This window comes from Qipengyuania soli, assembly GCF_015529805.1.
GTDB classification, from domain to species: Bacteria; Pseudomonadota; Alphaproteobacteria; order Sphingomonadales; family Sphingomonadaceae; genus Qipengyuania; species Qipengyuania soli.
The window spans coordinates 907,519-933,861 of record NZ_CP064654.1; the positions used below are offsets into that span (position 1 = coordinate 907,519).

28 protein-coding genes, 2 tRNA genes and 1 other RNA gene are annotated in these 26,343 nt (G+C 63.0%); 20 read left to right on the top strand and 11 right to left on the bottom strand.

What is annotated here, in order from left to right; genetic code table 11:
- Nucleotides 1-12: 12 nt before the first annotated feature.
- From IRL76_RS04535 to IRL76_RS04560, 6 genes are all read left to right on the top strand, one after another.
- The gene (locus tag IRL76_RS04535) at nt 13-939 is read left to right on the top strand and encodes a thymidylate synthase (RefSeq protein WP_200983558.1); all 927 of its coding nucleotides are present in this window, start codon (nt 13-15) and stop codon (nt 937-939) included.
- A 79-nt stretch (nt 940-1,018) separates the two neighbouring features.
- Entirely contained in the window at nt 1,019-2,320 is a 1,302-nt protein-coding gene (locus tag IRL76_RS04540; protein ID WP_200983560.1) for a 3-methyl-2-oxobutanoate dehydrogenase (2-methylpropanoyl-transferring) subunit alpha, read from the top strand.
- Nucleotides 2,321-2,376: 56 nt separating this feature from the next.
- Entirely contained in the window at nt 2,377-3,375 is a 999-nt protein-coding gene (locus tag IRL76_RS04545; RefSeq protein ID WP_200984180.1) for an alpha-ketoacid dehydrogenase subunit beta, read from the top strand.
- Nucleotides 3,376-3,380: 5 nt separating this feature from the next.
- Entirely contained in the window at nt 3,381-4,664 is a 1,284-nt protein-coding gene (locus tag IRL76_RS04550) for a dihydrolipoamide acetyltransferase family protein (RefSeq protein WP_200983562.1), read from the top strand.
- A 35-nt stretch (nt 4,665-4,699) separates the two neighbouring features.
- Complete coding sequence (locus tag IRL76_RS04555) at nt 4,700-5,290, top strand: YdeI/OmpD-associated family protein (protein ID WP_200983564.1); 591 nt, start codon at nt 4,700-4,702, stop codon at nt 5,288-5,290.
- 302 nt (nt 5,291-5,592) lie between these two features.
- Nucleotides 5,593-5,669 (top strand) — tRNA-Asp (locus IRL76_RS04560).
- A 13-nt stretch (nt 5,670-5,682) separates the two neighbouring features.
- Here IRL76_RS04560 and IRL76_RS04565 read toward each other — a convergent pair.
- From IRL76_RS04565 to IRL76_RS04595, 7 genes are all read right to left on the bottom strand, one after another.
- Nucleotides 5,683-6,741 carry an MBL fold metallo-hydrolase gene (locus IRL76_RS04565; RefSeq protein ID WP_200983566.1) on the bottom strand — a complete coding sequence of 353 codons (1,059 nt, stop codon included), beginning with the start codon at nt 6,739-6,741 and terminating at the stop codon, nt 5,683-5,685.
- Nucleotides 6,738-8,183 (bottom strand): MFS transporter, encoded by a 1,446-nt coding sequence (locus IRL76_RS04570; RefSeq protein WP_246449986.1) that lies wholly within the window; start codon nt 8,181-8,183, stop codon nt 6,738-6,740. The genes IRL76_RS04565 and IRL76_RS04570 overlap by 4 nt, the downstream gene beginning before the upstream one ends.
- Before the next feature lie 60 nt (nt 8,184-8,243).
- Nucleotides 8,244-8,459 (bottom strand): DUF2842 domain-containing protein, encoded by a 216-nt coding sequence (locus tag IRL76_RS04575; protein ID WP_200983567.1) that lies wholly within the window; start codon nt 8,457-8,459, stop codon nt 8,244-8,246.
- The gene (locus IRL76_RS04580) at nt 8,456-9,037 is read right to left on the bottom strand and encodes a 5-formyltetrahydrofolate cyclo-ligase (RefSeq protein ID WP_200983569.1); all 582 of its coding nucleotides are present in this window, start codon (nt 9,035-9,037) and stop codon (nt 8,456-8,458) included. The genes IRL76_RS04575 and IRL76_RS04580 overlap by 4 nt, the downstream gene beginning before the upstream one ends.
- Before the next feature lie 30 nt (nt 9,038-9,067).
- A non-coding RNA gene (ssrS, locus tag IRL76_RS04585) (6S RNA) lies at nt 9,068-9,238 on the bottom strand.
- A gap of 10 nt (nt 9,239-9,248) precedes the next feature.
- The gene (locus IRL76_RS04590; RefSeq protein WP_200983571.1) at nt 9,249-9,581 is read right to left on the bottom strand and encodes a cell division protein ZapA; all 333 of its coding nucleotides are present in this window, start codon (nt 9,579-9,581) and stop codon (nt 9,249-9,251) included.
- A complete protein-coding gene (locus tag IRL76_RS04595) occupies nt 9,578-9,772 on the bottom strand; it encodes a hypothetical protein (RefSeq protein WP_246449988.1) in 195 nt (64 codons plus the stop codon). The genes IRL76_RS04590 and IRL76_RS04595 overlap by 4 nt, the downstream gene beginning before the upstream one ends.
- A 175-nt stretch (nt 9,773-9,947) precedes the next feature.
- On the opposite strand from IRL76_RS04595, the gene tkt reads away from it, so the two are divergent.
- From tkt to IRL76_RS04620, 5 genes are all read left to right on the top strand, one after another.
- On the top strand, nt 9,948-11,948 hold the full coding sequence (gene tkt / locus IRL76_RS04600) for a transketolase (RefSeq protein ID WP_200983572.1): 2,001 nt from the start codon (nt 9,948-9,950) through the stop codon (nt 11,946-11,948).
- Nucleotides 11,949-11,964: 16 nt separating this feature from the next.
- Nucleotides 11,965-12,972, top strand: a complete 1,008-nt coding sequence (gene gap / locus IRL76_RS04605) for a type I glyceraldehyde-3-phosphate dehydrogenase (protein WP_200983574.1) — start codon at nt 11,965-11,967, stop codon at nt 12,970-12,972.
- Nucleotides 12,973-12,982: 10 nt separating this feature from the next.
- Nucleotides 12,983-14,182, top strand: a complete 1,200-nt coding sequence (locus tag IRL76_RS04610) for a phosphoglycerate kinase (protein WP_200983577.1) — start codon at nt 12,983-12,985, stop codon at nt 14,180-14,182.
- Complete coding sequence (locus IRL76_RS04615; RefSeq protein WP_200983579.1) at nt 14,179-14,619, top strand: PaaI family thioesterase; 441 nt, start codon at nt 14,179-14,181, stop codon at nt 14,617-14,619. Before IRL76_RS04610 ends, IRL76_RS04615 begins: the two co-directional genes overlap by 4 nt.
- 80 nt (nt 14,620-14,699) lie before the next feature.
- Nucleotides 14,700-15,587, top strand: coding sequence for a fructose bisphosphate aldolase (locus IRL76_RS04620; protein ID WP_200983581.1), 888 nt, complete (start codon nt 14,700-14,702; stop codon nt 15,585-15,587).
- A 3-nt stretch (nt 15,588-15,590) separates the two neighbouring features.
- On the opposite strand, the gene IRL76_RS04625 is transcribed toward IRL76_RS04620, so the two are convergent.
- Nucleotides 15,591-16,016, bottom strand: coding sequence for a hypothetical protein (locus IRL76_RS04625; protein WP_200983584.1), 426 nt, complete (start codon nt 16,014-16,016; stop codon nt 15,591-15,593).
- A gap of 80 nt (nt 16,017-16,096) precedes the next feature.
- On the opposite strand from IRL76_RS04625, the gene thiE reads away from it, so the two are divergent.
- The 3 genes from thiE to IRL76_RS04640 are packed head-to-tail and all read left to right on the top strand — an operon-like array spanning nt 16,097 to nt 18,699.
- A complete protein-coding gene (gene thiE, locus IRL76_RS04630) occupies nt 16,097-16,732 on the top strand; it encodes a thiamine phosphate synthase (RefSeq protein WP_200983586.1) in 636 nt (211 codons plus the stop codon).
- Between the two features lie 54 nt (nt 16,733-16,786).
- Nucleotides 16,787-17,992, top strand: coding sequence for a L,D-transpeptidase family protein (locus tag IRL76_RS04635; protein WP_200983588.1), 1,206 nt, complete (start codon nt 16,787-16,789; stop codon nt 17,990-17,992).
- A gap of 17 nt (nt 17,993-18,009) precedes the next feature.
- Nucleotides 18,010-18,699, top strand: coding sequence for a M23 family metallopeptidase (locus IRL76_RS04640; RefSeq protein WP_200983590.1), 690 nt, complete (start codon nt 18,010-18,012; stop codon nt 18,697-18,699).
- 3 nt (nt 18,700-18,702) lie between these two features.
- Here IRL76_RS04640 and IRL76_RS04645 read toward each other — a convergent pair whose 3' ends face one another.
- Nucleotides 18,703-19,068 (bottom strand): elongation factor P, encoded by a 366-nt coding sequence (locus IRL76_RS04645; protein ID WP_200983592.1) that lies wholly within the window; start codon nt 19,066-19,068, stop codon nt 18,703-18,705.
- Nucleotides 19,069-19,214: 146 nt separating this feature from the next.
- Between IRL76_RS04645 and efp the strand changes: the two genes are divergently transcribed.
- From efp to IRL76_RS04675, 6 genes are all read left to right on the top strand, one after another.
- Nucleotides 19,215-19,778: an elongation factor P gene (efp, locus tag IRL76_RS04650; RefSeq protein WP_200983594.1), complete on the top strand. Its 564-nt coding sequence runs from the start codon at nt 19,215-19,217 to the stop codon at nt 19,776-19,778.
- A 6-nt stretch (nt 19,779-19,784) separates the two neighbouring features.
- Nucleotides 19,785-20,138 carry a hypothetical protein gene (locus IRL76_RS04655; RefSeq protein WP_200983596.1) on the top strand — a complete coding sequence of 118 codons (354 nt, stop codon included), beginning with the start codon at nt 19,785-19,787 and terminating at the stop codon, nt 20,136-20,138.
- 10 nt (nt 20,139-20,148) lie between these two features.
- The gene (locus IRL76_RS04660; protein ID WP_200983598.1) at nt 20,149-20,970 is read left to right on the top strand and encodes an inositol monophosphatase family protein; all 822 of its coding nucleotides are present in this window, start codon (nt 20,149-20,151) and stop codon (nt 20,968-20,970) included.
- A gap of 35 nt (nt 20,971-21,005) precedes the next feature.
- Nucleotides 21,006-21,089, top strand: a tRNA-Leu gene (locus tag IRL76_RS04665).
- 85 nt (nt 21,090-21,174) lie between these two features.
- Nucleotides 21,175-22,974, top strand: a complete 1,800-nt coding sequence (locus IRL76_RS04670) for an SLC13 family permease (RefSeq protein WP_200983601.1) — start codon at nt 21,175-21,177, stop codon at nt 22,972-22,974.
- A 123-nt stretch (nt 22,975-23,097) separates the two neighbouring features.
- Entirely contained in the window at nt 23,098-24,429 is a 1,332-nt protein-coding gene (locus tag IRL76_RS04675) for a M20 metallopeptidase family protein (RefSeq protein WP_200983603.1), read from the top strand.
- 87 nt (nt 24,430-24,516) lie between these two features.
- On the opposite strand, the gene IRL76_RS04680 is transcribed toward IRL76_RS04675, so the two are convergent.
- Together IRL76_RS04680 and IRL76_RS04685 are read right to left on the bottom strand one after the other, a co-directional pair.
- The gene (locus IRL76_RS04680) at nt 24,517-24,699 is read right to left on the bottom strand and encodes a hypothetical protein (protein WP_200983605.1); all 183 of its coding nucleotides are present in this window, start codon (nt 24,697-24,699) and stop codon (nt 24,517-24,519) included.
- A gap of 20 nt (nt 24,700-24,719) precedes the next feature.
- Complete coding sequence (locus tag IRL76_RS04685; protein ID WP_200983607.1) at nt 24,720-26,318, bottom strand: isocitrate lyase; 1,599 nt, start codon at nt 26,316-26,318, stop codon at nt 24,720-24,722.
- Between the last annotated feature and the right edge of the window lie 25 nt (nt 26,319-26,343).

Here is a 26,343-nt window from a genome sequence, read left to right on the forward strand (position 1 = left end):
AACGAGCCGGACGTGTCCCAGAACCACCCCGAACAGCAATATCTCGACCTCATGCGCCACATCTGGAGCGCGGGGAGCGAACGGGTGGACCGGACGGGAATCGGCACGCGCTCGGTCATGGGCGCGATGTTGCGATTCGACCTCGCTGACGGTGCCATGCCGCTGATCACGACCAAGCGCGTCTACTGGAAGACCGCGACGCGCGAACTGCTGTGGTTCCTTACCGGGGACACCAATATCCGTCCGCTGGTGCTGCAGGGCGTGAAGATCTGGAACGAGTGGCCGCACGCCAACTACGTCAAGGAAACCGGCGAGCAGATTTCGCTGGAGGATTTCGTCCAGCGCATTGCCGAGGACGAGGCCTTTGCCGAGCGCTGGGGCGATCTCGGTCCCGTCTACGGTAAGCAATGGGTCGACTGGCCGACCTACCACTATCGCAAGGACGGGCTGTACGAGAAGGGCCCCGGGATCAACCAGGTTGCCGAGCTCGTCGAATCGCTACGCAACAACCCGGGCAGCCGCCGCCACATCATCGAAGGCTGGAACGTCGCCGAGCTCGACCGCATGGCTCTGCCTCCGTGCCACAAGACCTACCAGTTCCATGTGGCGGGCGACCGCCTCAATTGCGTACTCTACCAGCGCAGCTGCGACGTGGCGCTCGGTCTGCCGTTCAACCTATGGTCTGCCGCGCTGCTGACGCGGATGCTCGCGCAGCAGGTCGACCTGCTGCCGGGCGAACTGGTCTGGATGGGCGGGGATACGCACCTCTACCTCAACCACGCGCACCTCATCGAAGAGCAGCTGTCGCGGGAACCCCAGGGACACCCGACGCTTGAGATCATGCAGCGTCCGGCTTCGATTTTCGACTACCGCATTGAGGATTTCGAGGTTCGCGACTACACGCCGCACGGGCCCATCAAGGCGCCCGTCGCGGTTTGATCCGGCCGACACTTGACCGTTTCTCCTGCGTGAAATAATATAACGCCAACGCGTAAGATTGCGTCTGGGAGAGTCTCATATGGCCGATAGGCCCGCAGGCGCGGCAGGTGAGGGCGATAATCGCCCCAAGCTGTCGCTCCATGTCCCCGAACCCAAGTTCCGGCCCGGCGACGCGGTCGACTTCTCGCACCTGCAGATTCCGGAGGCTGGCGTGCAGCCGCGCCCCGACGAGACCTGCGATCCCAAGGACATGCGCGACCTCGCCTTCGGGCTGGTCCGTGTGCTGGGCGAGGACAACAAGGCCCACGGCCCCTGGGACCCGAAGCTCGATCCCGAAACGCTTCGTCGGATGCTCGGCCACATGGCGATGACCCGCGCCTTTGACGAGCGCATGTTTCGTGGCCAGCGCCAGGGCAAAACCAGCTTCTACATGAAATGCACCGGCGAAGAGGCGACCAGCGTCTCCGCCTCGATGGCGCTGGCGGCGGATGACATGGTCTTCCCGAGCTATCGCCAGCAGGGCATCCTGATCCAGCGCGGCTACCCGCTGATCGAGATGATCAACCAGATCTACTCGAACAAGGGCGACAAGCTGAAGGGCCGCCAGCTGCCGATCATGTATTCGAGCCGCGAGCACAGCTTCTTCACGATCAGCGGCAATCTCGCGACGCAGACGCCGCAGGCCGTGGGCTGGGCCATGGCCAGCGCCGCCAAGGGCGACAGCCGGATTGCCGCGACCTGGGTGGGCGAGGGCAGCACGGCGGAGGGAGACTTCCATTCGGCCTGCCTGTTCGCGACCGTCTACAACGCGCCGGTCATCCTCAACGTCGTCAACAACCAGTGGGCCATCTCGAGCTTCTCCGGTTTTGCCGGCGGCGAGCGCACGACCTTCGCAGCGCGCGCCATCGGCTATGGCCTCGCTGGCCTCAGGGTCGACGGTAATGACGCGTTGGCCTGCTATGCGGCGCAGAAGTGGGCCGCCGATCGTGCGCGCGCCAATGCCGGTCCGACGCTGATTGAGTTCTTCACCTATCGCGCCGAGGGGCATTCCACCTCGGACGATCCTTCTGGCTATCGTAGCGCGCAGGAGCGTAACGAGTGGCCGCTCGGCGACCCCGTCACGCGGCTCAAGGACCACCTCATCGCCATCGGTGAATGGGACGAAGAGCGCCAGCAGAAGATGGACCTCGAGGCGGCGGAATACGTCAAGGCCGTCACCAAGGAAGCGGAAGCCAACGGCATCCTCGGCCATGGCTTGCACCATCCGTTCCGCACCATGTTCGAGGACGTGTTCGAGGAGTTGCCCTGGCACCTCAAGGAACAGAGCGAGCAAGCGATCCGCGAACGCGAGACCAAGTTCCCAGGAGGGCTCAAGCTGTGAGCACCGAGGTCAAGGGCGACGCGGCTCAGGCCGCGACCACCGAACGCCGCATCAATATGATCGAAGCGATCAACGAAGCGCTCGACGTCAGCATGGAGCGCGACGACAACATCGTCGTGATGGGCGAGGACGTCGGCTATTTCGGCGGCGTGTTCCGCTGCACCGCGGGCTTGCAGGAAAAATACGGCAAGACCCGCGTGTTCGACACGCCGATTTCCGAATGCGGCATCATCGCCGCGGCGGTGGGCATGGGCGCCTATGGCCTGCGTCCGGTTCCGGAAATCCAGTTCGCCGACTACATCTATCCCGGTCTCGACCAGCTGATCTCTGAAGCTGCCCGCCTGCGCTATCGTTCGGCGGGCGAGTATATTGCACCGATGACCGTGCGCTCGCCATTCGGCGGCGGCATCTTCGGTGGCCAGACGCATAGCCAGAGCCCGGAGGCGCTGTTCACCCACGTCGCTGGTCTCAAGACGGTGATCCCTAGCACGCCGTACGACGCGAAGGGCCTGCTGATTTCGGCGATCGAGGACAATGATCCGGTGATCTTCTTCGAGCCGAAGCGCATCTACAATGGACCGTTCACCGGCTACTATGACAAGCCCGCCCAGCCGTGGAAGAACTTCGACGCCAGCCTGGTGCCCGAAGGTCATTACAAGATCCCGCTGGGCAAGGCGCGTCATGTCACCACTGGCGACGAACTCACCATCCTCGCCTACGGGACGATGGTCCACGTGGTCGAGGCGGTGTGCCGCGAGAAGGGCGTCGATGCCGAAATCCTCGACCTCCGCACGCTGGTACCGCTCGACATCGAAGCCATCGAGGCTTCGGTCGCCAAGACCGGCCGCTGCCTGATCGTCCACGAAGCGACCCGCACCAGCGGTTTCGGCGCCGAGCTTTCAGCGCTCGTCACCGAACGCTGCTTCTATCATCTCGAGGCGCCCGTCGAACGCGTTACCGGCTTCGACACGCCTTATCCGCATAGCCTCGAATGGGCCTATTTCCCCGGACCGATCCGCATCGGCGAGGCCCTCGACAAGATCCTGAGCGAGTAACCGACATGGCAAAATTCACCTTCAAAATGCCCGACATCGGCGAAGGCATTGCCGAGGCCGAGATCGTGCAGTGGCACAAGGCTGTCGGCGACACGGTCAATGAGGACGAAGAATTCGTCGACATGATGACCGACAAGGCGACTGTCCCGATGGAAAGCCCGGTCACCGGCAAGATCGTCGAGATCGCCGGCGCCGAGGGTGACATGGTCTCGATCGGCTCGATGCTGGTCGTGATCGAGGTCGAGGGCGAAGCGCCCGAAGACGCGCCCGAGGAAGAAGCGCCCGCGCCCAAGGCCGAAGTGGTCGAGGAGCGGATTGAGGTCGAAACTCCCGATGCGTCCGACGCGGACCACGCTCTCGCGGTCGATCCGGAACCCGAGCCGCTGCCTGCGCCGACCCCGGCACCGCACCCGCAGCCGCATGCCAAGGTCCTTGCGACCCCCGCCGTGCGCGCCCGTGCCAAGGATCTCGGCGTCGACCTGTCGCACGTGAAGCCTGCCGAGGATGGCCGCATACGCCACGGCGACCTTGATGCTTTCCTGTCGTATAATGGCGGCTACGGCGCTGCCGCTCCGGCTCGCAAGGACGAGGAAATCAAGGTCATCGGCATGCGTCGTCGCATCGCCGAGAACATGGCCGCATCGAAGCGCAACATCCCGCACTTCTCCTACGTCGAGGAATGCGACGTGACGGCGCTGGAAGAGCTGCGCGCGCAGCTCAACGCCAATCGTGGCGACAAGCCGAAGCTGACCATCCTGCCGCTGCTGATCACCGCGATCTGCAAGACCCTGCCCGATTTCCCGATGATCAATGCCCGCTATGACGACGAGGCCGGCGTGGTGACCCGCTACGGTTCGGTCAACATGGGCATGGCGGCGCAGACCGATGCCGGCCTGATGGTCCCGGTGATCAAGGACGCGCAGGCGAAGAACCTGTGGCAGCTGGCGAACGAGATTGCGCGCCTTGCCGAAGCGGCGCGCACCGGCAAGGCCAAGGCCGAGGAGATGCAGGGCGGCACGCTGACCGTGACCTCGCTCGGCCCGCTCGGCGGCGTGGCGACCACTCCGGTCATCAACCGTCCCGAAGTCGCTATCATCGGCCCCAACCGCATCATCGAACGCCCGATGTTCGTCCCCGACGGCAATGGCGGCGAGCGGATCGAGAAGCGCAAGCTGATGAACATCTCGATCAGCTGCGACCACCGCGTCGTCGATGGCTGGGATGCAGCAAGCTTCATCCAGGCGGTGAGGAAGCTCATCGAAAGTCCGGCGCTGATTCTGGTGAGCTGATCGGCTATCATGGTTCTTCCCGTAGGGAGGGTACCATGAAGACCGATCCGCGCGTCGACGACTACATCGCCAAGGCTGCGCCGTTCGCGCAGCCAATCCTCACGCATTTGCGGTCAGTGGCGCGCGAGGCGCTTCCGCAAGGTGAGGAAGGCATGAAGTGGGGCATGCCGCACTTCATGCTAGGCGGTAAGAACGTTGCCGGGATGAGCGCATTCAAGGCCCATTGCGCCTTCATCGTCCACGGCGAGGGGCGAGTGACGGGCGCCGATGGCATGGGTGCCTACGGCAAGATTGCATCGCTTGCCGAATTGCCGGGCAAGGAAGTGTTGGTCGCAGCAATCAAGGCCGCAGCAGAACGCGTTACCAGCGTGGGAAGCGCGACCAAGGGCAGGGGGCCAAGAACAGCCAAATCGGAAATACCCGTGCCGGAGGATTTTGCCGCAGCACTGGCTAAAAACGAAGCTGCACGGACCGCGTTCGACGGTTTCGCCCCCTCGCATCGCCGCGAATACCTGGAATGGATCACCCGCGCCAAACGCGAAGAAACGCGCTCCAAGCGGATCGCTCAGGCGATCGAATGGCTAACCGAAGGCCGCAAACGGAACTGGAAGTACGAATCCTGCTAAGCAGCAGGGTTACTTGCCAGGTTTCGGACTGTAGGCAGCCGACTGGATGTCGAGAGCCGACTGCGCAGCATAGGCGCCGCCTGCCAGCATGGTCAGCGAAACCGCCAGAAATGTCATCCTCAGCATTGCAAACCCCCCGTTTGCCCCACGCCGATAACCCCGCCCGAATGTCGCGCGGCGAGGTAAATTTCGAGTAAACGGGAAGTGGAATTGCGACAGTTCGAAAAAGAGCAAAAAAGGGGCCAGATCGGCATTGACAGGAATCGGACCCTGCCTTAGTGGCGCGGCTCCCAAGTGGCTGCGCGGGTGTAGCTCAGTTGGTTAGAGTGTCGGCCTGTCACGCCGAAGGTCGCGGGTTCGAGCCCCGTCACTCGCGCCACTTGGGGATTTTCCTACAATAGATCGTCGAATTCAATGCTCTCGCCATGCGTGGGTAGGCTGACGAGCATGCCGTCCTCACCGATCCTCAGCTCACCGTCGAATTTCTCTTCCGCGTTGCCGAGGAAGGCCTTGGCCACGGGCGCGACCGGCGGGCCGGGCACGAGGTGGTAGAGCACGAGGGCTTTCACTCCAGCTTCCTGCGCTACCTCCGCCGCCTCTTCGGGCGAAGTGTGATAGTCCGGAATGTCCGCCATGATCTTCGCGGCGTCGGCGTTTCCGCGCGCGGCCAGTGTCTTGCCGATATGTCCGATCATCCCCGGGTTGAGCGCCTCGTGGAACAGCACGTCCGCGCCCTTGGCGAATTGGGCAAGCGCATCGGACTTTACCGTATCCCCGCTGATGACCAATGCGCGTCCGCCATAGTCGATACGATAGGCATAGGCGTTGTCGACGGGCCTGTGGTCGACTGCGATCACCCTGATCGTGACGCCGTCTCCCTGCCACGCAATGTCGCCCTTGGCCGGGTCCAATATGTGCGCGGTTCCGCCAAAGCCGCTAGGCCTCGCCACCTCGGGACCGTGATGGGCGATGCGGTATCCACGGTCGATGCTGTAGGCCTCCACGAACCCCGCCACGACCCGGTCAGTGCCTGGCGGGCCATAGATCGGCAGGGGGGTGTCGCGTCCGCCCGCCATCCACGCCTGCAACATCAGCTCGCCCAGGCCGTCGAGATGGTCGGAATGGAGATGGGTCAGGAACCCCGCTTCCAGCCTTTCCATCGGGAAGCCCATGCGACCGAGCTTGCGGATCGCGCCCGAACCTGCGTCGAAAACGAAGGCCTGTTTGCCGGCAAGGACGCCGATGCAGGGACCCGCGCGCTCAGCATCGGGGAGGGGGGAGCCACTACCGCAGAGATAGGCTTGGATGCCGTCGGGAAGCCTGGCTGCGGCATCACGCCCGACATTGCGGTCGACCGTCCTGTCGAACAGGAATTGGCCGATCCTTGCCTGGCCCAGCCAGAAACCAAGCGCGACCACCACGACAAGCGCGAGGATCGCAAGGCGTTTCATGCGGCCTGTCCTTGCGAGTTGAGGGTTCTCAGGTTTTCCTCATGTCCCGCTTTGTCGATCTTGTAACGCGAGACGAAAAACAGCGCACTCAGCCACAGGAAGAACATCGATGGGGCATACCACGCGCCCAACTTCCACAAGGTGTCTGGGTCGACCGAGGCCGGATCCGCCCCTTGGGGAAAGGAAATGGCTGACAGGATAAAGCCGGCGAACAGCACCCCCAGGCCCTGGGTCGTTTTTCGCGTGAAGGTCATCGCTGCGTAGTAGACACCTTCGCTCCGCCTGCCGGTTTTCACCTGGTTGGATTCAACCAGGTCGGCAATCATCGAGAAGGCGACTGCCGTAACCGCGATGATGAGTGCAAGGTCGATGACGTTGATCGACAGGACGAGGGGGAAGAGCAGCGGGTCTCCGTTCTCCGGCATCAGTCCGAGGAGCCGCAGCAGGACGGGAGCGGGCTGGATGGTGAAAGCGAGAAGGCCGAGGATGATGGTCCCCTTCTTCTTCCCGAAACGCTTGCCTATGCGCGGAGCGATCAGGAAGCCGAGCAGCGCGGAAAAGAACACCGTGCAAGTCCAGATGAAGATCTGGAATTCGCTGAAGCCCCAGAAGTAGTTGAGCAGGAGGAACGACAACGAGGCGGAAAGGCCTGTGGCTACGGCGAAGAGAACCGTGGCTGCGAACAGGGCCAGGAAGCTCCTTTCGCTCAAGGTTTCCACCATCTCGCGGAAGATCCGCCGCGCGCTGAACTTCTCTGTCGGGATTGGGGGGACATGGAGGTGGGGGATGCGGCTGTGGGTTCCCAGGGCAGACACGATGATCGCAATGAAAATCGCGATCGATCCGATGATTCCGTACGTGACGTAGGCATCCGGGTCACGCATGCCGAGCGGGCCGGTAAGGAGGACTCCGAACATGATGATGCTCATGATGTTGCCCCCAGACCAGCCGAAGAACATTCGGTAGGACTGCAGCGTGGTCCGCTCGTCGTAATCGTGGGAGAGTTCGGGGATGAGCGCAGAACTCGGCGTCTCGTAGAAGGTGATGAAGGTCCGGATAAGGATCGAAATTCCGGTCAGGTAGAGGAACAGTCCGGTCTGCGAGAGCTCGGGCGGGTTCCACAGCATGAAATAGGTCAATGCTACCGGCAGGGCGGCTGCATACATGAACGGGTGGCGCCTGCCCCAGCGAGAGCGGAAGTGGTCGGACCAGTAGCCGACCAGCGGATCGCTCAAGGCATCGAAAACCAAGGCGATGAGGATGGCCAGACCGACGAGGCCTGGCTCGAGGCCAACGACCGTCCCGTAGAATAGCAGAAGGAAATAATCGAAGCCGTTGTTCTTGATCCCGTAGGCGGCCGATCCGAACCCGTAGGCCAGTTTGGTGCCGAGGGATGGCTTTTCCTGCGCCCCGTCCATGCGGGCGGCGGTGCTTGTGGCCATGCGGTACTCTCTCCCTGTCTCTCCGGGAGAGAGGCTAGGGAAGCAATTTGCGATTGGCAATCAGCGCCAGTGGCCGGTTTCCATCCAGATCAGGAAGCGCCTTAGAGGGAGCAGCCAGATGACCCCAAGGATAACATAGACGATCGTCTGGGCGAGCGTAGGCCAGCCGCCAATGATTTCCGGCACATAGCGGGCGACGATCAGTCCATAGACGGCGAGCGCGGCAAGAAGGCCGAGAATGCCGACAGGAATGCGCCAGGTGGGCTCGGTTCTCATGCAAAGGGTCCGTAGATGCGGGTCGGGGTCACCACCGCTGCAAGCGGGTGGTCGTGCTGTTCGACGGGCAGGTTCTCGACCAGCTGGCAATCCCAGGCAAGGCCGATTGCAGTTACGCCGGGATGATCGGCCAGCCAGCGGTCGTAATGCCCACCGCCCTGTCCGAGACGATCTCCTTCTGCGGTGAAGCCGACAAGCGGGACGAAAACGACGTCCGGTGTCATGAGTGGGGCATCGCCGAATGGTTGGAGCAATCCATACGGCCCGTTCTCGAGGTCTTCCTCCTCGAACGGATCGGCAAAGCGGGCGAATTCCATTTCGGTCCCGCGCGACGAGAACCGCGGGAGCGCCAACTCGTGTCCGCGTTCGAAGAGGAATTTCGCATAGGACGCGGCTGGCGCTTCATGCTCGTTCGCCCGGTAAAGCCCGACGATCGCACCGAGCGGGATCAGATCGAGAAGCGGGGCTGGGGGCCTATGGAAGACAAGCCCGCGCATGCTGGCTGGCAAGGCCGCCACATGCTCGCGCCGTGCTGCGCGAAGCGCCTTGCGCAGTTCATCCTTTGCCTGTTTCGGCAATGCGGTCTTCCTCGTTTCCCAGGTGAGAGTGGCGGAACCACCATGGGTCGTTTGCCGGCGAAATCCTCTGACGCCTCAACGTCAGGTGGGCGCCGTATATCCCAACCTCCAGGACGAACCCGCAGACCAGGATAGGGACAGCTCCCGTGGATTGCTTATAGCCTCAGGGATATTCATGCAGCTCGTGCCGGGCAGTCCCGCCGCTGCCTATCTAGGTGGTATGCGGGCCGCCCTCAAGCACCAGTGCAGCGTTTTCGAGTGCGCCTGCAATGCGTTCGAGCTGCGTCGCGATACGTTCGACGTCGAAATCGGAGCTTGGAGCCGGGGGCGGTGCAGTGTTGTTCCGCTTCGCTTCGTCAAGCTCGTCGGCCAGCAGCAGTGCCGCGAACAAGAGGTTCTTGGCTTCCTGCGACGAGAGGTTGGCGCCCATGGTCCCGAGCTTCCCGTCGATGACCGAGGCAAGGCGCTGGACGTGCTCTTCCTGCCCGTCGGCACAAGCGACGGTATATTTTCGCCCGCCGACCTCCAGCGAGACGTCGCTCATTTCTCCAGCCTTTCGATGAGCGTGTCGAGTTCGCCCAAGCTGGTTCGTACGCTCGCCTTGAGCGCTTCGTGACGTATTGCGAGGTCATCTTCCCCGGTTCCTTCACGACGCCCGAGCGCGGCCTGCGTTTCGATCCGGGCAAGAGCCCTGTCGATACGGTCGATAGCCTGCGAGATGCGTGCGGAACTCATCGCGCGCATAAATACCAAGATTGGTGCGTGCAGGCAAAGGGTTGGCCCGGCCTGTTGATAACTGGGGTGAGGGTCGTTGCGGGTGTGCACTTGCGAGGGGGCGGGTTGACCTAGTGCGTCCCCTCCGCGATGGCGTGCGCGCGTCGAATCGGCCCCTTTTCCGGAGAGCAACAGAATGAGCCTTCCCACCGCACGCATGACCCAGATGGCCAACGCCATCAGGGCGCTTTCGATGGATGCGGTGCAGGCGGCGAATTCGGGGCACCCCGGCATGCCGATGGGCATGGCCGATGTCGCCACCGTGCTCTGGAGCGAATACCTCCGCCACGATCCCAGGGCACCGGACTGGGCCGACCGCGACCGCTTCGTGCTGTCCGCCGGTCACGGCTCGATGCTGATCTACAGCCTCCTCCACCTGTCCGGCTACGCCCGCCCGACGATGGATGACATCCGCAATTTCCGCCAGCTCGGCAGCCCTTGCGCCGGCCACCCCGAAAACTTTCTTCTTGATGGCGTGGAATGCACCACCGGCCCTCTCGGCCAGGGCCTTGCCATGGCGGTCGGCATGGCCATGGCGGAACGGCATCTGAACGCCGTCTTCGGAAGCGACCTTGTCAATCACCGTACTTGGGTCGTGGCCGGTGATGGCTGCCTGATGGAAGGCATCAACCACGAAGCCATCGGTCTCGCCGGACATCTCAACCTCGGCCAGATGAACGTGCTGTGGGACGACAACCGCATCACCATCGACGGCGACACCGATCTTTCGACTAGCGAGAATATCAAGGCCCGCTACGAGGCGACCGGATGGCATGTCACCGAGTGTGACGGGCATGATTTTGCCGACATCCGCCGTGCGATCGACGAAGCGATTGCGGATGAACGCCCCTCGCTGATCGCCTGTCGCACGGTCATCGGCAAGGGCGCACCCAACAAGCAAGGCGGCCACAACGTCCACGGCGCTCCGCTCGGAGCCGATGAAGTTTCCGCTGCCCGCGAATATCTGGGCTGGACCGCCGAACCTTTCGTAGTGCCGGACGACATCCTCACCGACTGGCGCTCGACCGCCGATCGCGGTGCGCAGGCCCACGGCGAATGGCGCGCTCGTCTCGACAAGGACAGCGATCTGCGTACGCGCTTCGAAGAGCACATGGCGGGTATCGGCAATCGGGCGAGCCCGGCGCTCGAAGACTATATTCGCGATCTTGCCGCGAATCCCAAGACCGTCGCCACGCGCAAGGCGTCGGAAATGGCGCTCGGTCCGCTGACAGAGAAGCTTCCTCAGCTGATCGGCGGTTCGGCGGACCTTACCGGTTCGAACAACACCAAGACCGCCTCGACCACGCCATTCAGCGCCGACGACTACAGCGGGCGCTATGTCTACTACGGCATTCGCGAATTTGGCATGGCCGCCGCGATGAATGGGATGGCGCTGCACGGCGGCGTCGCACCCTATGGCGGCACATTCCTGATCTTCAGCGACTATTGCCGCAATGCGATCCGCCTCTCGGCGCTGCAGCAGATCAACGCCACTTATGTCCTGACGCATGACAGCATCGGGCTGGGCGAAGACGGCCCGACGCACCAGCCGATCGAACAGATCATGAGCATGCGCCTCATCCCCAATCTCAACGTTTATCGCCCGTGCGACACGATCGAGACGGCGGAATGCTGGGCGCTTGCACTCGAAGCGCCGAAGTCCCCTGCCGTCCTTGCGCTGAGCCGCCAGAACCTGCCGCAGCTGCGGGGCGAGGGCGATGCCGATTGGACCGCCGCGACAAACCGCTCCGCCAAGGGCGCCTATCGGCTCAAAGCTGCCGAAGCGGCGCGCAAGGTAGTGCTGGTTGCCACGGGTTCCGAAGTGGCCGTAGCAATGGACTGCGCTGTGCAGCTCGAGGCACAGGGCATCGGCGCCGACGTCGTGTCCATGCCCTGCATGGAATTGTTCGCGGCACAGGACGCGGCTTATCGTGCAGACGTATTGCCTGCCGATGTGCTCAAGGTTTCGATAGAAGCAGGCGTAACCCAGGGCTGGGAGCGTTTCGTGGGCAGTGACGGCATTACCATCGGCATCGACCGCTTCGGCGCCTCGGCCCCGGCGGAACAGCTCTTCGAGAAATTCGGTCTCGTTGCGGACGCCATCGTTCCGCAAATCACCAAGAAATTGAACGGTTAAGCAGGAGTTCCTTGCAATGACGACGAAGGTTGCAATCAACGGTTTCGGACGTATCGGCCGCCTCGTGGCGCGGGCGATTCTCGAGCGCACCGACCACGACCTCGAGCTGGTCAGCATCAACGACCTGGCCGATACCAAGTCGAACGCCTTGCTGTTCCAGTACGATTCCACCCATGGCCGTTTCCCCGGCACGGTCGAGGTCGGCGACGGCTTCATTGCGGTGAACGGCAAGAAGATTGTCGTCACCAGCGAACGTGATCCGGGCAACTTGCCGCACGCCGCGCAGGGCATCGACATCGCGCTCGAATGCACCGGCTTCTTTCAAAGCCACGAAGCTTCAGAACCGCACCTCAAGGCGGGTGCCAAGCGCGTGCTGATCTCGGCCCCGGCCAACAATGTCTCGGCCACCATTGTCTATGGCGTGAACCACAAGACGCTGACCGCCGACGATGTGATCGTGTCGAACGCCAGCTGCACCACCAACTGTCTCGCGCCGATGGCCAAGGTGCTGCACGAGACCGTTGGCATCGAGCGCGGCTTCATGACCACGATCCACAGCTACACCAACGACCAGCGCATGCTCGACCAGATGCACAGCGACATGCGTCGTGCCCGTGGCGGTGCCCAAAACATGATCCCGACCACCACCGGCGCAGCCCGCGCGGTCGGCCTCGTCCTGCCAGAATTGAAGGGCAAGCTCGACGGTTCGTCGGTCCGAGTGCCAACGCCCAACGTCAGCCTGGTCGACCTGGTGTTCACCCCGGGCCGCGCTACCAGCAAGGACGAGCTCAACGCGGCGCTTAAGGCCGCTGCCGAAGGCCCGCTCAAGGGCGTGCTCGACTACACCGACCAGCCGCTGGTCAGCAGCGACTTCAACCACCAGCCCGCCAGCTCGACCATCGACAGCCTCGAAACGGCGGTAATGGAAGGCAAGCTGTGCCGCGTGGTTAGCTGGTACGACAACGAATGGGGCTTCTCGAACCGCTTGATCGACACTGCGGGCGTGATGGCGAGCTTCCTCTAAGGACTGACACATGAGCAACTTCAGGACCCTGGACGACCTTGGCGACATCACCGGCAAGGTCGCGCTGGTGCGCGTCGATCTCAACCTGCCGATGCAGGAAGGCCGCGCCAGCGACGTCACCCGGGTCGAGGCGGTCAAGCCGACCATTCTCGAACTGGCGGACAAGGGCGCCAAGGTCCTGCTCCTCGCCCATTTCGGCCGACCCAAGGGGGCGCGCCATTCGACCATGAGCACCAGCATGGTGCAGGGCGATGTCGAGCGTGTGCTCGATCGCGAGATCATGTTCATCCCCGAAGTCATGGGCCCGGTGGTCGAACAGGCGGTCGGCATCCTGCGCAATGGCGACATCGGCCTGCTCGACAACGTCCGCTTCTGGCCGGGCGAGGAAGCCAACGATCCCGAATTTGCCAAGGGCATCGCGGCGATCGGCGATTTCTATGTCAATGATGCCTTCTCCGCCTCGCACCGCGCACATGCGACAACCGAGGGCATCGCGCACTTACTGCCTGCCTATGCCGGAAGGGCGATGGAAGCCGAACTGCGGGCGCTCAACGCCGCTCTCGGCGATCCTGAAACCCCGGTTGCGGCGGTGGTCGGTGGAGCCAAGGTTTCGACCAAGCTAGACGTGCTCCACAACCTCGTCGGGAAGGTCCAGCACCTGATCATCGGCGGGGGCATGGCCAACACCTTCCTCGCCGCAAAGGGCGTCAATGTCGGGAAATCGCTGTGCGAGCATGACCTGACCGACACTGCGAACCGCATCATGGACGAAGCCGGGCATGCCGGATGCACGGTGCACCTGCCCTATGACGTCGTGGTCGCGAAGGAATTTGCCGCCAACCCGCCGAGCATGCGCACCTGCAACGTGCACGAGGTCGCAGCGGACGAGATGATCCTCGACGTCGGCCCGCTTGCGGTCGAGGCGCTGGGCGATGTCCTCAAGACCTGTCGCACGCTGGTCTGGAACGGCCCGATGGGCGCGTTCGAGACGGCGCCGTTCGATGCGGCAACTGTGGCTTTGGCGCGCACGGCCGCGGCACTGACGCAGGACGGTTCGCTCACGTCGGTTGCAGGCGGGGGCGATACCGTTGCGGCGCTTGCCCACGCGGGCGTGAAAGACGATTTCACCTTCGTCTCGACCGCAGGCGGGGCCTTCCTCGAGTGGATGGAAGGTAAGGACCTGCCCGGCGTGGCAGCGCTGTCCGAATGAGCGAGATGGAAAACCGCGGCCCGACCCTCATTACCGAGGGCGAATGGGCTGGTTGGCGCACCTGGGACCACGACGCCTTCGAAACGCGCACCGGTCCGTTCTACATGCGCGAGGAAGGCGATAGCTGGGTCTCCGCCTTTCGCGCCGGGCCGCAGCACATGAACGGCGGCGGGTCGATGCACGGCGGCTGTATGCTGACCTTTGCCGACTTCGCGCTCTTCTCCATCGCCTATCCCGAACTGGGCAACAGTTTCGGTGTCACGATCAACCTTTCGGGCGATTTCCTCGGCCCGATCGCGGTCGGGGAACTGGTCGAAGCACGAGGCGAGATTACCCGTGGCGGGGGCAAGACGATCTTCGTGCGCGGCATGATCACGGGCGACGGCAAGCCTGCGCTGAGCTTCACCGGCATCATCCGGAAGATAAACCGGACCTAGGCGACGCGCTGCTGTTGCAGGTGCGAAGAGGCTTGGCTATTGGGCCGCGCATACGAATGCACGGACACGGGGATTCTCGGATGACTTTCGACGAAATGCGCGCGCGGGTCGCGACCGGACAGGGTTTTATCGCGGCGCTCGACCAGTCGGGCGGCTCCACGCCCAAGGCGCTTAAGGGCTATGGCATCGAGGAAGGTGCCTGGACCACCGAGGACGAGATGTTCGGCCTCATCCACGCGATGCGCCAGCGGATCATCGAAAGCCCCTGCTTCGGCAATGGCAAGGTCATCGGCGCCATCCTGTTCGAAAAGACGATGGACGGATCGAGCGGCGGCAAGCCGGTCCCGCATCGCCTGGCCGAGCGTGGCATCGTCCCCTTCCTCAAGGTCGACAAGGGCCTCGAGGACGAGCGTGACGGTGCGCAGCTGATGAAGCCCAACCCGGGTCTGGAGGACATGTGCAACCGCGCCCGGGAGCTCGGTGTCTTCGGCACCAAGATGCGCTCGGTCATCAAGTCGGCCAATCCGGCAGGCATCAAGGAAGCAGTCGCACAGCAGTTCGCCGAAGGTTCGCGAATCCTGTCCTGCGGCCTCGTCCCGATCCTCGAGCCCGAATACGACATCACTGCGGCCGATCGTGCCGAGGGCGAGAAGATCATGCTCGCGGCCATCGAGGAAGGTCTTGATGCGCTTCCCGATGGCCAGCAGGTCATGCTCAAGCTGTCGATCCCCAAGGAAGCAGGGCTCTACACCGGCCTGACCAGCCATCCCAAGGTGCTGCGCGTAGTCGCGCTCTCGGGTGGCTATTCGACTGACGAAGCCTGCGAACACCTGGCAAAGAACCCGGGCATGATCGCCAGTTTCAGCCGCGGCCTGCTGCAGGACCTGCGCCACCAGCAGAGCGACGAGGAATTCGACGGGACGCTGTCGAGCGCGATCGACCAGATCCACGCCGCCAGCGTCGCCTGACGCCTACTTGTACTCGACGTACCAGGCACCGTCTTCGTAGGTGAAGCGGTACTGGTTCGGCTTGATCTCTTCCTGCGTGGTCTTGTTCGGTTCGCCTGCGATCAGGCGGACGACTTTTTCGTGCGTGCCGTAGGTTTCGCCCAGCGTGATGTTGGCGGTATCGCGCCAGCCCGCGCCGTCGATCCGTGTCTCCACGACGAGGCGGCCGGCCCAAACGCAGCGTGCGTTGATCGGACAGCGGCTGTCCTCGACAACGCGGATCGGCGTGACCACGATGTCCGCCACTTTCACCGGCTGACCGAGCGGAACCGGCGTTCCCTCGTTCCAGGGTGTGCCGATGACATTGGGTGCATCGGGCACCACAACGCAGGCAGCGAGAGTGGACGAGGCGAGGGCGAGTGCGGCAAGTGCCGTGCGGGTCGTGGTCATGGCGCTGAAATAGCGCCGTTTTGCATTGCGCCAATCTGAATAGGTGACGAAACGCCCTTGCGACGATACGAAGCGCGCCGATGACCGACGAAACCACTCTTTGCCAGCTCTACCTGATCTCTCCGCTCGACGTTTCGGGGGATTTCCCGCAGCGGCTCGAACGCGCGCTCGTGGCGGGCAAGGGTCTTGTCACTGCGTTCCAGTTCAGGGTGAAGGGTGTCGACCAGCACGAGGCCGCGCGGCTTGCCCAGCCTTTGCAGGCCATATGTGCGGCACACGACGTGGCTTTCATCGTCAACGATTCCGTTGCGCTCGCAAAGCGGCTTGGTGCCGATGGCGTTCATCTGGGCCAGAAGGACGGCGATCCGCGGGAGGCGCGTGAGGAACTGGGCCGCGACGCGCAGATCGGGGTGACTTGCCATGGCTCGCGCCACCTCGCACTCGAAGCCGGAGAGGCGGGCGCCGATTACGTCGCTTTCGGTGCATTCTTCCCCAGCTCGACCAAGGAAACCGAGCACGAGGCCGACCTCGAACTGCTTGAATGGTGGAGTGAAATGGTCGAGCTTCCTTCGGTCGCCATCGGGGGAATTACACCACAGAATTGCCGTCCGCTGGTCGAAGCTGGAGCAGACTTCCTCGCCGTGTCCGGCGCAGTCTGGTCGGGCGATGAAGTGGCTGCAATCAATGCTTTCGCGGAGCAAATGGCGCCCAAGTGAGTTGAATGCCCTGAATGGGGGCGGGTCGCGTCCCTGAACACTAGGGAGTTTCTCATGCGCCACCTCATCGCCACCGCTTCGCTATTCGCGCTCGCCGCCTGCGGCCTTGCCGGTCAGGACAACGCCAAACAGGACACCGATAGAGTCGCCACCACCGATGCGGGCGAGGACTGGGGATACGACACCTACGACGCCGACAACCTGGCGGATTCGATGGCTTCCAACGACGACGGGTCCATCTCCAAGGACGCCATTCCCGATGCCGAGGAGCGTCCCATCATGCAGGCGCAGGTGGTGCTCGATCGTATCGGCTTCGGGCCGGGAGTGATCGATGGCAAGATGGGTATGTCGACCGAGAACGCGCTGCGTGGCTTCCAGGAGGCAAATGACCTGTCCGTCACCGGAAAGCTGGACGAACAGACAAAGGCCAAGCTGAGCGCATGGAAGCAGATCCCGGCAACCCGTGTAGTCACCATTCCGGCCAGCTGGGGAACAACCGAATACACCGACATGCCCGACGACGTTGCCGAGAAAGCCAAGCTCGAAACGCTTGGATATGCGTCACTGGACGAGCGGTTGGCAGAACGCTTTCACACCACGATCGGCGTCCTCAAACAGCTCAACCCGAACGGCCAGCCGGCGGGGGCTGTTGAAGGCAAGGGGCCCAACCCTGCCGCTTCCCCGACGCCTGATGTTGCTCGCCCGGATGGACAACAACCGAGTTTCTTCCGCGCCGGGCAGCAGATCCGCGTTCCGAATATCGGCGCGGACAAGATCGCGAAGGGATCGGTCAAGGAGAGAAGCTGGCAGCAGACGCTTGCATCGCTTGGCGTGGGGACCGAACAGCCAGAGGTTGATCGCATCGTCGTCAGCAAGGCGGGCAAGACCCTCAAGGCCTACAATGGCGACAAGCTGGTCGCGCTATTCACCGTCAGTTCGGGTTCGAGCGAGTTTCCGCTCCCTCTGGGCGAATGGAAGATCCTCGGCGAGGCCTACAATCCGCCTTACGCCTACGATCCCGAAGTCCTTGGCAAGGACAACTCCGACGACGGTACGCACAAGCTGCCGCCGGGTCCCAATTCGCCGGTCGGCGTCGTCTGGATCGACCTCAGCAAGGAACACTACGGTATTCACGGCACGCCTGATCCGGAAACAATCGGCCGCGCGCAGAGTAGTGGATGCGTGAGGCTCACGAACTGGGATGCAGCGCGCCTTGCCGGAATGGTCTCGCAATCGACCAAGGTAATTTTCGAGGCATGAGGAGCCAGGGTGGCGCCATGAGCTTTGCTGACCGGATACTGACCATCGTCGTCACCGCCACGTTGACCAGCGCTGTCTGGATCGTGGCAGGCGGCACTCTAATCGAGAATGCCGGAAGCGCCAGCCAGCGCGGTTCCACCCGGCCTGCCGAGGCCGCGCCGAGCCCTTCGTCCACCGCGGGGGCGTCCGGTGCCGCCGGCTCGGCGACCGATGCTCCGCAGGCTGGAATGCTTGATACGCGACCGGTCTCTGCGCCGAGCACGCTCGCGGCGGGCGATCTCCTGATCCCGGTGCTCAACATCCGCGCAGGCGATCTGACGGACACCTTCAGTGACTCGCGCGCCGGGGGGCAGCGGCTCCATGAGGCCATCGACATCATGGCCCCCAAGGGCACGACGATCGTCGCGGCTGCGCCAGGAGAGGTGGAGAAACTCTTCCGTTCCGATGCCGGGGGCAACACGATCTACGTGCGTTCGACCGACGGCGAGACGATCTACTACTACGCGCATCTCGACAAATATGCGGAGGGCCTCAAGGAAGGCCAGAAAATCCGTCGGGGGCAGCGGCTCGGGACGGTAGGCAGCACGGGCAATGCCTCGGACGAAGCACCGCACCTGCACTTTGCCATCCTGCAGACGATGCCCGATGCCGAATGGTGGGAACCGGCTGTTGCGCTCAATCCCTATCCGCTGCTGCGCGGCAAGTAGGACCTAGCGAAGCGGTCCGGCGCGATGGCAGCGCAGGCGGGTCAATTTCCCGTCGCGCCCGATTTCCTGGAGCAGGCCCGAACCCAGCACCATCAGCTTCATTCCCTTGAGCGGGCCGCGCGTGAAAGTGATCTGGCGACCTTCGGCAAGATAGGTGCCGTTGCCGCGGTCGGTGCGATAGCTGGAGCCCTCGATAATCGAGAACGCCTTCCCCTCCTGCTCGATCCATGCCGCGCCAGTGGCGTCGCCGGGCAGGGCACAGACATATTCCCCCTGTTCGACAAGGCCGAGGCGGCCCTGCGCCGCCAGCGGCGTGGTGAGGGAGCCCGCTGCGGCAGCAGCGAGAAGCAGTCTTGCAAGTGTCTTCATACGATCCGTCCGATGTACATATAACACCTAGCCGGCCGATTTTCCACTCGCTTGCCCGATGCCTCGCTCTCCGCTAAGGCGCGCGGCGCACAACGCCTCCCCAATCGGGCAGGCACGCTCTTTTACAAGTCGAAGGTAGCTTCCCCATGAAGATCAGCGGCGTGGACATCCGTCCGGGCAACATTCTCGAATACGAAGGCGGCATCTGGAAGGTCGCCAAGATCCAGCACACCCAGCCCGGCAAGGGCGGTGCCTACATGCAGGTCGAGATGAAGAACCTGCAGGACGGCCGCAAGACCAACGTCCGCTTCCGCAGCGCCGACACGGTCGAGCGCGTGCGGCTCGACACCAAGGAATTCCAGTTCCTCTACGAAGACGGCGAGATGCTGGTGTTCATGGACAACGACACCTACGAACAGATCACCCTGCCGAGCGATCTCCTTGGAGATGCACGCCCGTTCCTCCAGGACGGCATGCAGGTTACCCTCGAACTGTGGGAAGAGAAGCCGATCTCGGTGGAACTGCCCGCCCAGATCGAAGCCACCATCGTCGAGGCGGACGCGGTGGTTAAGGGCCAGACGGCATCGTCATCCTACAAGCCCGCGATCCTCGACAACGGCGTGCGCATCATGGTGCCCCCGCACATCGAAAGCGGCACGCGCATCGTGGTCGACGTTTACGAACAGACCTACGTCGGCAAGGCCAACTGACCGGGCATGGGCAAGTCCGTCGCCAGCCGGTTCGAGAATGTCGATGTCGCCAACAGCGTCCTGCTGGGGGTGGTGATCAACGACGATGAACTGACGCTGGAGATGGACTTCTGCCTGGCGCCCGAGCACCCCGACTACGAGGCGCCGGGCGAGGGTGAGGAGCATTGCTTCCATCCCGGCATGCTGAAATTCGCCGGCATCTCGAAGCTGACGCTCGAGCGTGCCGACAACGCAAGCGGCGGGAACAAGCGCCGCTTCGCCATTCATTCCTTCAATATCGAGGGCACGAAGTTCGACATGAGTTGCGAGTGGGGTGACATCCATTTGCAGGCCCGCTCGATCCGTGTCCTGACCGAATAAGAGAGTACCCATGGCCGCAGTATCCGGACTCATCCGCGTAATGGAGAAAGCCGCGCGCAAGGCGGGTGGCCGCCTGCGCCGCGATTTCGGCGAGGTCGAGCACCTGCAGGTGAGCTTCAAGGGCCCGGCAGACTTCGTGTCCAAGGCCGACATGCGCGCCGAACGCGCGATCTACGACGAGCTCCTTGCCGCGCGCCCTGACTGGGGCTTCGTGATGGAGGAAGCCGGTACGATCGAAGGCGATCCGACCAAGCCGCGCTGGATCGTCGATCCGCTCGACGGAACCAGCAACTTCCTCCACGGCATCCCGCATTTCGCCATCTCGATCGCCGCGCAGGAGCCCAAGCTCGACGGATCGGGCTGGGGCGATGTGGTTGCGGGCGTCGTCTACAACCCCGTTACGGACGAGACCTTCTGGGCCGAGAAGAGCCGCGGTGCGTGGCTGCACGACGGGCGCCTGCGTGTTTCCGGCCGCAGCCGCCTTCCCGAAGCGCTGATTGCAACCGGTATCCCGTTCCAAAGCCACGGCGACTTCGGCGAATGGACCAAGATCTTCGCAGCGGTGGGTCCGCAGGTTGCTGGCATCCGCCGCTTCGGCACTGCTTCGCTCGACCTCGCATGGCTTGCTGCGGGACGTTTCGACGGCTTCTGGGAAAGCGGCCTCAACGACTGGGACACGGCTGCCGGTTGCCTAATCGTGCGCGAAGCGGGTGGTTTCGTGTCCGACTTCCGTGGACGTTCTATGCCGATCCATGCGAGCCAGGTGCTCGCCGCCAACGATGCCTTGCATTCGAAGCTGCACAAATTGCTGGCAAACGCCTTGAAGGCTTGAACGAGCGCGGCTAACTCCCGCGCTCCCGACCCAGTGCCCCTGTGGCGGAATTGGTAGACGCGCTCGACTCAAAATCGAGTTTCTTTGAAGTGCCGGTTCGAGTCCGGCCAGGGGTACCAGCCACCAGATCGCTTGCGACCTCCGGGTCGGGAAATCCCGAATTACCTTGTGTTGTGGGCAAAGGTTTGAAATTGCCCGGCACAGATGATCGGGGTTCCTTCATACCACGCCATCGCGGCCATGGCCGTGACCATTGCAATGTTCGTCGGCTTTGCGCGCGGAAAGATGTCGGTCGAGATCATCTCGCTCCTGACGATCGCCGTCATTGCCGTCGGCCTTTATTTCTTCCCGCTGCCCGATACCAAGCCCACTGACGGGCTGACGACGGCATTCTCAGGCTTCGGGCACTACGCACTCATCACAATTTGCGCACTGATGATCATGGGGCGGGGGCTAGTCGTCACCGGGGCGCTGGATCCGGCGGCGCGATTCCTCGAGCGGGTGTTCAAGCTGAACGGCCAGTTGGGCCTCCTGCTGTCGCTGGTTGTTGCGTTCCTCCTTTCAATGGGAGTCAACGACACGCCGGTCATGGTGCTCCTGCTGCCGATATTCGTGCAGCTTGCCGCACGCGGTGGCATGGCCTCGTCGAAGACACTGATACCGCTCAACGCCGCAGTGTTGATCGGCGGCATGGCCACGACGATCGGCACCTCGACCAATATCCTGGTGGCCTCGATCGCCGTCGACCTCGGTCTGCGACAGATGTCGGTGTTTTCGTTCACGCCAATTGTGCTCGTGTCCGCAATTTTCGCCTTGCCGTACCTCTGGCTGGTGATGCCTCGCATGCTGGGCGACAACCGGGTGGAGAAAACCCACGCCTCGCGCAGGTTCGAAACGCGTTTGCGGATTACCGAAAATTCGATTCTTAACGGGCGTGAGCTGAGCGAGGTATTCTCTAGGCTTCCCGCGGAAATCGAGTTTGGCGACGTCCCGCTGGGACTCCTGCGTCCCAACCAACGCCTGCGCATGTCGGGGACCCACGAGGCGATCGAGGAGGCATCGCGCATCCTGAGGGGTGATACGGCACCCAGCTGGGTCCTCGACCGCATAAAGCGCAGGTCCGATGAAAGCCGTGTCGATATCGCGGTCGTCGAAATGACCGTAACGGTGGACTCCCGGCTTATCGGTCGCACTCTCCCGTCATCCGGAATTGCCGACCTTTATGGCGTAGCGGTGATCGGCATTCACCGGCCGGACCGCATTCTGGGTGAGCGCGAAATTCCCCTGGAAGGCGGAGAACAGCGTTTTGCCGAGGGTGATGTCCTGCTGGTCATGGGCCTGCCCGACGATCTCCAGTCCTTCGCCCGTGCGGACAGCCTGCTCATACTCGAAGGTATGCGCGAACTCCCCCGCCGCTCGAAGGCACTCCTGGCCGGAGGGATCATGGTCGGTTCGGTTGGGCTTGCCTCGGTCGGCTTCCTGCCGATCGCGATTTCCGCCCTTGCCGGGGCGATCCTGATGTTCGTTACCGGATGCGTGAAGTTCGACCGTGTCGGGCGTGCACTCTCGGCAAAGGTCATCGTCCTCGTCGCCGCAAGCATTGCGATCGGCAAGATCATCCTCGACAGCGGGGCTGCGGAATGGATTGGCGGTGTCATGGCGCTGGGCCTGCAACACCTGCCTCCTGCTGCCGCACTCGCGGCGATCATGCTGGCGGTTACATTCCTCACCAACTTCGCCTCGAACGCGACCGCTGCCACGGTGGGCACACCCATCGCCTTTGCCATCGCGACCCGACTTGGCTTGCCTCCCGAACCGCTGGTGCTTGCCGTGCTGTTCGGCTGCAACCTATGTTACGCGACGCCCATTGCGTACCAGACGAACATGTTGATCATGTCCGAAGGCTCCTACGAATTCCGGGATTATATCCGTACCGGCGTGCCGCTGGTCTTGCTCATGGTCACTACCTTGTCGATCGCGTTGGTGGTGACCTACGGGCTGTGAGCCTTTCCTAACGGTGACGGCTCTGCAACAGTGAGCGCAACGCCGATGTAAGGTCATGCGGCGAGTTTTCAGGTTTCATGGACCGTGTTCCATGTGTTCCATCCCGTTGGGAGAGTGAGAAGAATGTCCAATCCGGGTCCTGCAGCACTCGTCGCTCTGGCAATGGCCGCTACGGCGACTCCTGCCAGCGCGGATGACCTGCGCACCGCCATCGCCGCCGACATGCCGTCACTGATGGCAATCTACCGTGACCTGCACCAGCACCCCGAGCTGAGCTTCCAGGAGGTACGGTCGGCCAAGGTCATGGCCGATGCCGCGCGCAAGGCGGGCTTCAAGGTCACCGAAGGCGTCGGCAGGACAGGCATCGTCGCAGTTCTCGAGAACGGGCCGGGGCCGACCGTCATGATCCGGGCCGACATGGACGCCTTGCCCGTGGTCGAGCAGACCGGGCTTCCCTTTGCCAGCAAGCAGCGCGGCATCCCGCCTTCCGGCGGCGAAACCGGCATCATGCACGCCTGCGGCCATGACACGCACATGACAGCGTGGATCGCGACCGCTCGCCAGATGGCTGCACGCAAGGGCGAATGGTCAGGCACGCTCGTCATGATCGGACAGCCGGCGGAAGAAACGGGCGAGGGCGCCAAGGCGATGCTCGACGACGGGCTCTACACGCGCTTTCCCAAGCCCGACTACGCTCTGGCCTTTCATGACATGTCGGGCGTTCCGGCGGGCATGATTGCCTATGCCAGTGGTCCGGCAATGGCCAATGTCGACAGCGTCGACATCTACGTGAAGGGGGTCGGCGGCCACGGCGCGGCTCCGCATACGACAAAGGACCCGATCGTCCTTGCGAGTGCCATCGTGATGCGCCTGCAAACCCTGGTCAGTCGCGAGAACAATCCGATAGAACCCGCGGTCGTGACCGTTGGCAGCTTCCATGCGGGCTCGCGCTACAACATCATTTCGGATTCCGCCCACCTCCAACTTACCGTGCGCAGCTTCACCGATGAACAGCGAGCGCGGCTGATCGACGGGATCAAGCGGATCGTTGCGGGCGAGGCCATGGCTTCGGGCGTGCCCGAGAACCTGATGCCCGAGGTGAAGTTCGGCGAGGGCTTCACGCCATCGCTGATCAATGAACCCGGCTTCACTGCGCAGGTCGTCGCTCCGCTGGTCGAACGTTTCGGTGCTGAAAGGGTTGTGAGCGCCCCGCCGATCATGCCGGGCGAGGACTTCTCGCGCTATCGCCGGGCCGATCCGGCGAATGTCCAGTCGGTGATGCTGTGGGTCGGAGGCGAACGGACTGAAGTCATCGAGGAGGCCGCAAAAACGGGGGCGACCTTGCCTTCGCTCCATTCACCCTTCTGGGCGCCGGATGCGGAAAAGGTTATCGCAGCGGGGGCAGAGGCTCTGGCGAGCACGGCCATCGACCTCATGTCGAAAACCAAGGGCTAGTCATAAAATTGTGGCCGCCGGAGTGTTGGGGACACTCCGACGGCCGTATTCTCCTCCCCAGGAGAACTGTTGAATTCTAGTTGCCCGTCAACCGTCTGACGGCACGTAGGTGCCGAGGCGGTGGTGCAGCGCGTTGATCTTGGCCAACTCCTCGCGGTCGTCCGTCTGGCGGGCGTAGGCGGTGAGCGCGGTACGCAGCAGGCGGAAGTCGGCGGTCGAGAACAGTGCGCGGGCGCGGCCCGGTTCCGTCTTCGGAGTGTCGTCGGTCATGCTCGTCATCCTCTCTCTCCTTACGCCGCAGCGAACTGGTTCATGGTGTTTGCAGCACCGCCAGCCTTGAGCGCTGCTTCGCCGGCGAAGTATTCCTTGTGGTCGTCGCCGATGTCGCTGCCACTCATGTTCTGGTGCTTCACGCAAGCGATGCCCTGGCGGATTTCCTCGCGCTGGACGTTCTTGACGTAGCCCAGCATCGCCTGGTCGCCGAAGTATTCCTTGGCGAGGTTGTCCGTGCTCAGCGCAGCCGTGTGGTAGGTCGGCAGCGTGATGAGGTGGTGGAAGATGCCGGCGCGCTTCGCAGCATCGCGCTGGAAGGTCCGGATCTTCTCGTCGGCTTCGGCGGCCAGATCGGTCGCGTCGTAGTCGATGCTCATCAGCTTGGCCCGATCATAGGCCGACACGTCCTTGCCTGCCGCTTCCCAGGCATCGTAAACCTGCTGGCGGAAGTTCAGCGTCCAGTTGAAGCTGGGCGAGTTGTTGTAGACCAGCTTGGCGTTCGGAATGACCTCGCGGATGCGGTCGACCATGCCGGCGATCTGCTCGATGTGCGGCTTCTCGGTCTCGATCCACAGCAGGTCCGCGCCGTTCTGGAGCGAGGTGATGCAGTCGAGCACGCAGCGGTCCTCTCCGGTCCCCGAACGGAACTGGTAGAGGTTGCTGGGCAGGCGCTTGGGTGCCAGCAGCTTGCCGTCGCGGCTGATGAAGACCTGACCGTTCTTGATATCTGACGGATCGACTTCGTCGCAATCGAGGAAGGCGTTGTACTGGTCGCCCAGGTCGCCGGGCTCGGTCGAGTAGGCGATCTGCTTGGTCAGGCCCGCGCCGAGCGAGTCTGTGCGCGCAACGATGATGCCGTCGGGAACGCCCAGTTCGAGGAAGGCGTAGCGGATCGCACGGATCTTCTGGAGGAAGTCCTCGTGCGGCACGGTGACCTTGCCGTCCTGGTGGCCGCACTGCTTTTCGTCCGACACCTGGTTCTCGATTTGCAGTGCGCAGGCACCCGCCTCGATCATCTTCTTGGCAAGCAGGTACGTCGCCTCTGCGTTGCCGAATCCGGCGTCGATGTCGGCGATGATCGGAACGACGTGCGTTTCATGCTCGTCGATCTGGCGCAGCAGGCGGTGCGTGGCGACGGCGTCGCCCGCGGCCTTGGCAGCGTCGAGTTCGCGGAACAGGCCACCCAGTTCACGGGCATCGGCCTGCTTCAGGAAGGTGTAGAGTTCGCCGATCAGCGAAGAGACCGAGGTCTTCTCGTGCATCGACTGGTCGGGCAGTGGGCCGAACTCGCTGCGCAGGGCGGCGACCATCCACCCCGAGAGGTAAAGGTAACGGCGCTTGGTATTGCCGAAATGCTTCTTGATGCTGATTAACTTCTGCTGCGCAATGAAACCGTGCCAGGTGCCGAGCGACTGCGTGTAGTTCGCAGGATCGCGGTCATAGGCTTCCATGTCGGCGCGCATGATCTTCGCGGTGTACTTCGCGATGTCGAGGCCGGTGGGGAAGCGGTTCTGTACGACCATGCGCGCTGCGCTCTCGGCGTCGATGGCAGCCCAGGGGGCGCCGTTGGCAGCGATGGTTTCGTTCAGTTCCTTGATCCGGGCCGAGTAGGTCACGGGTATGCTCCTTGATCGTCTGGGG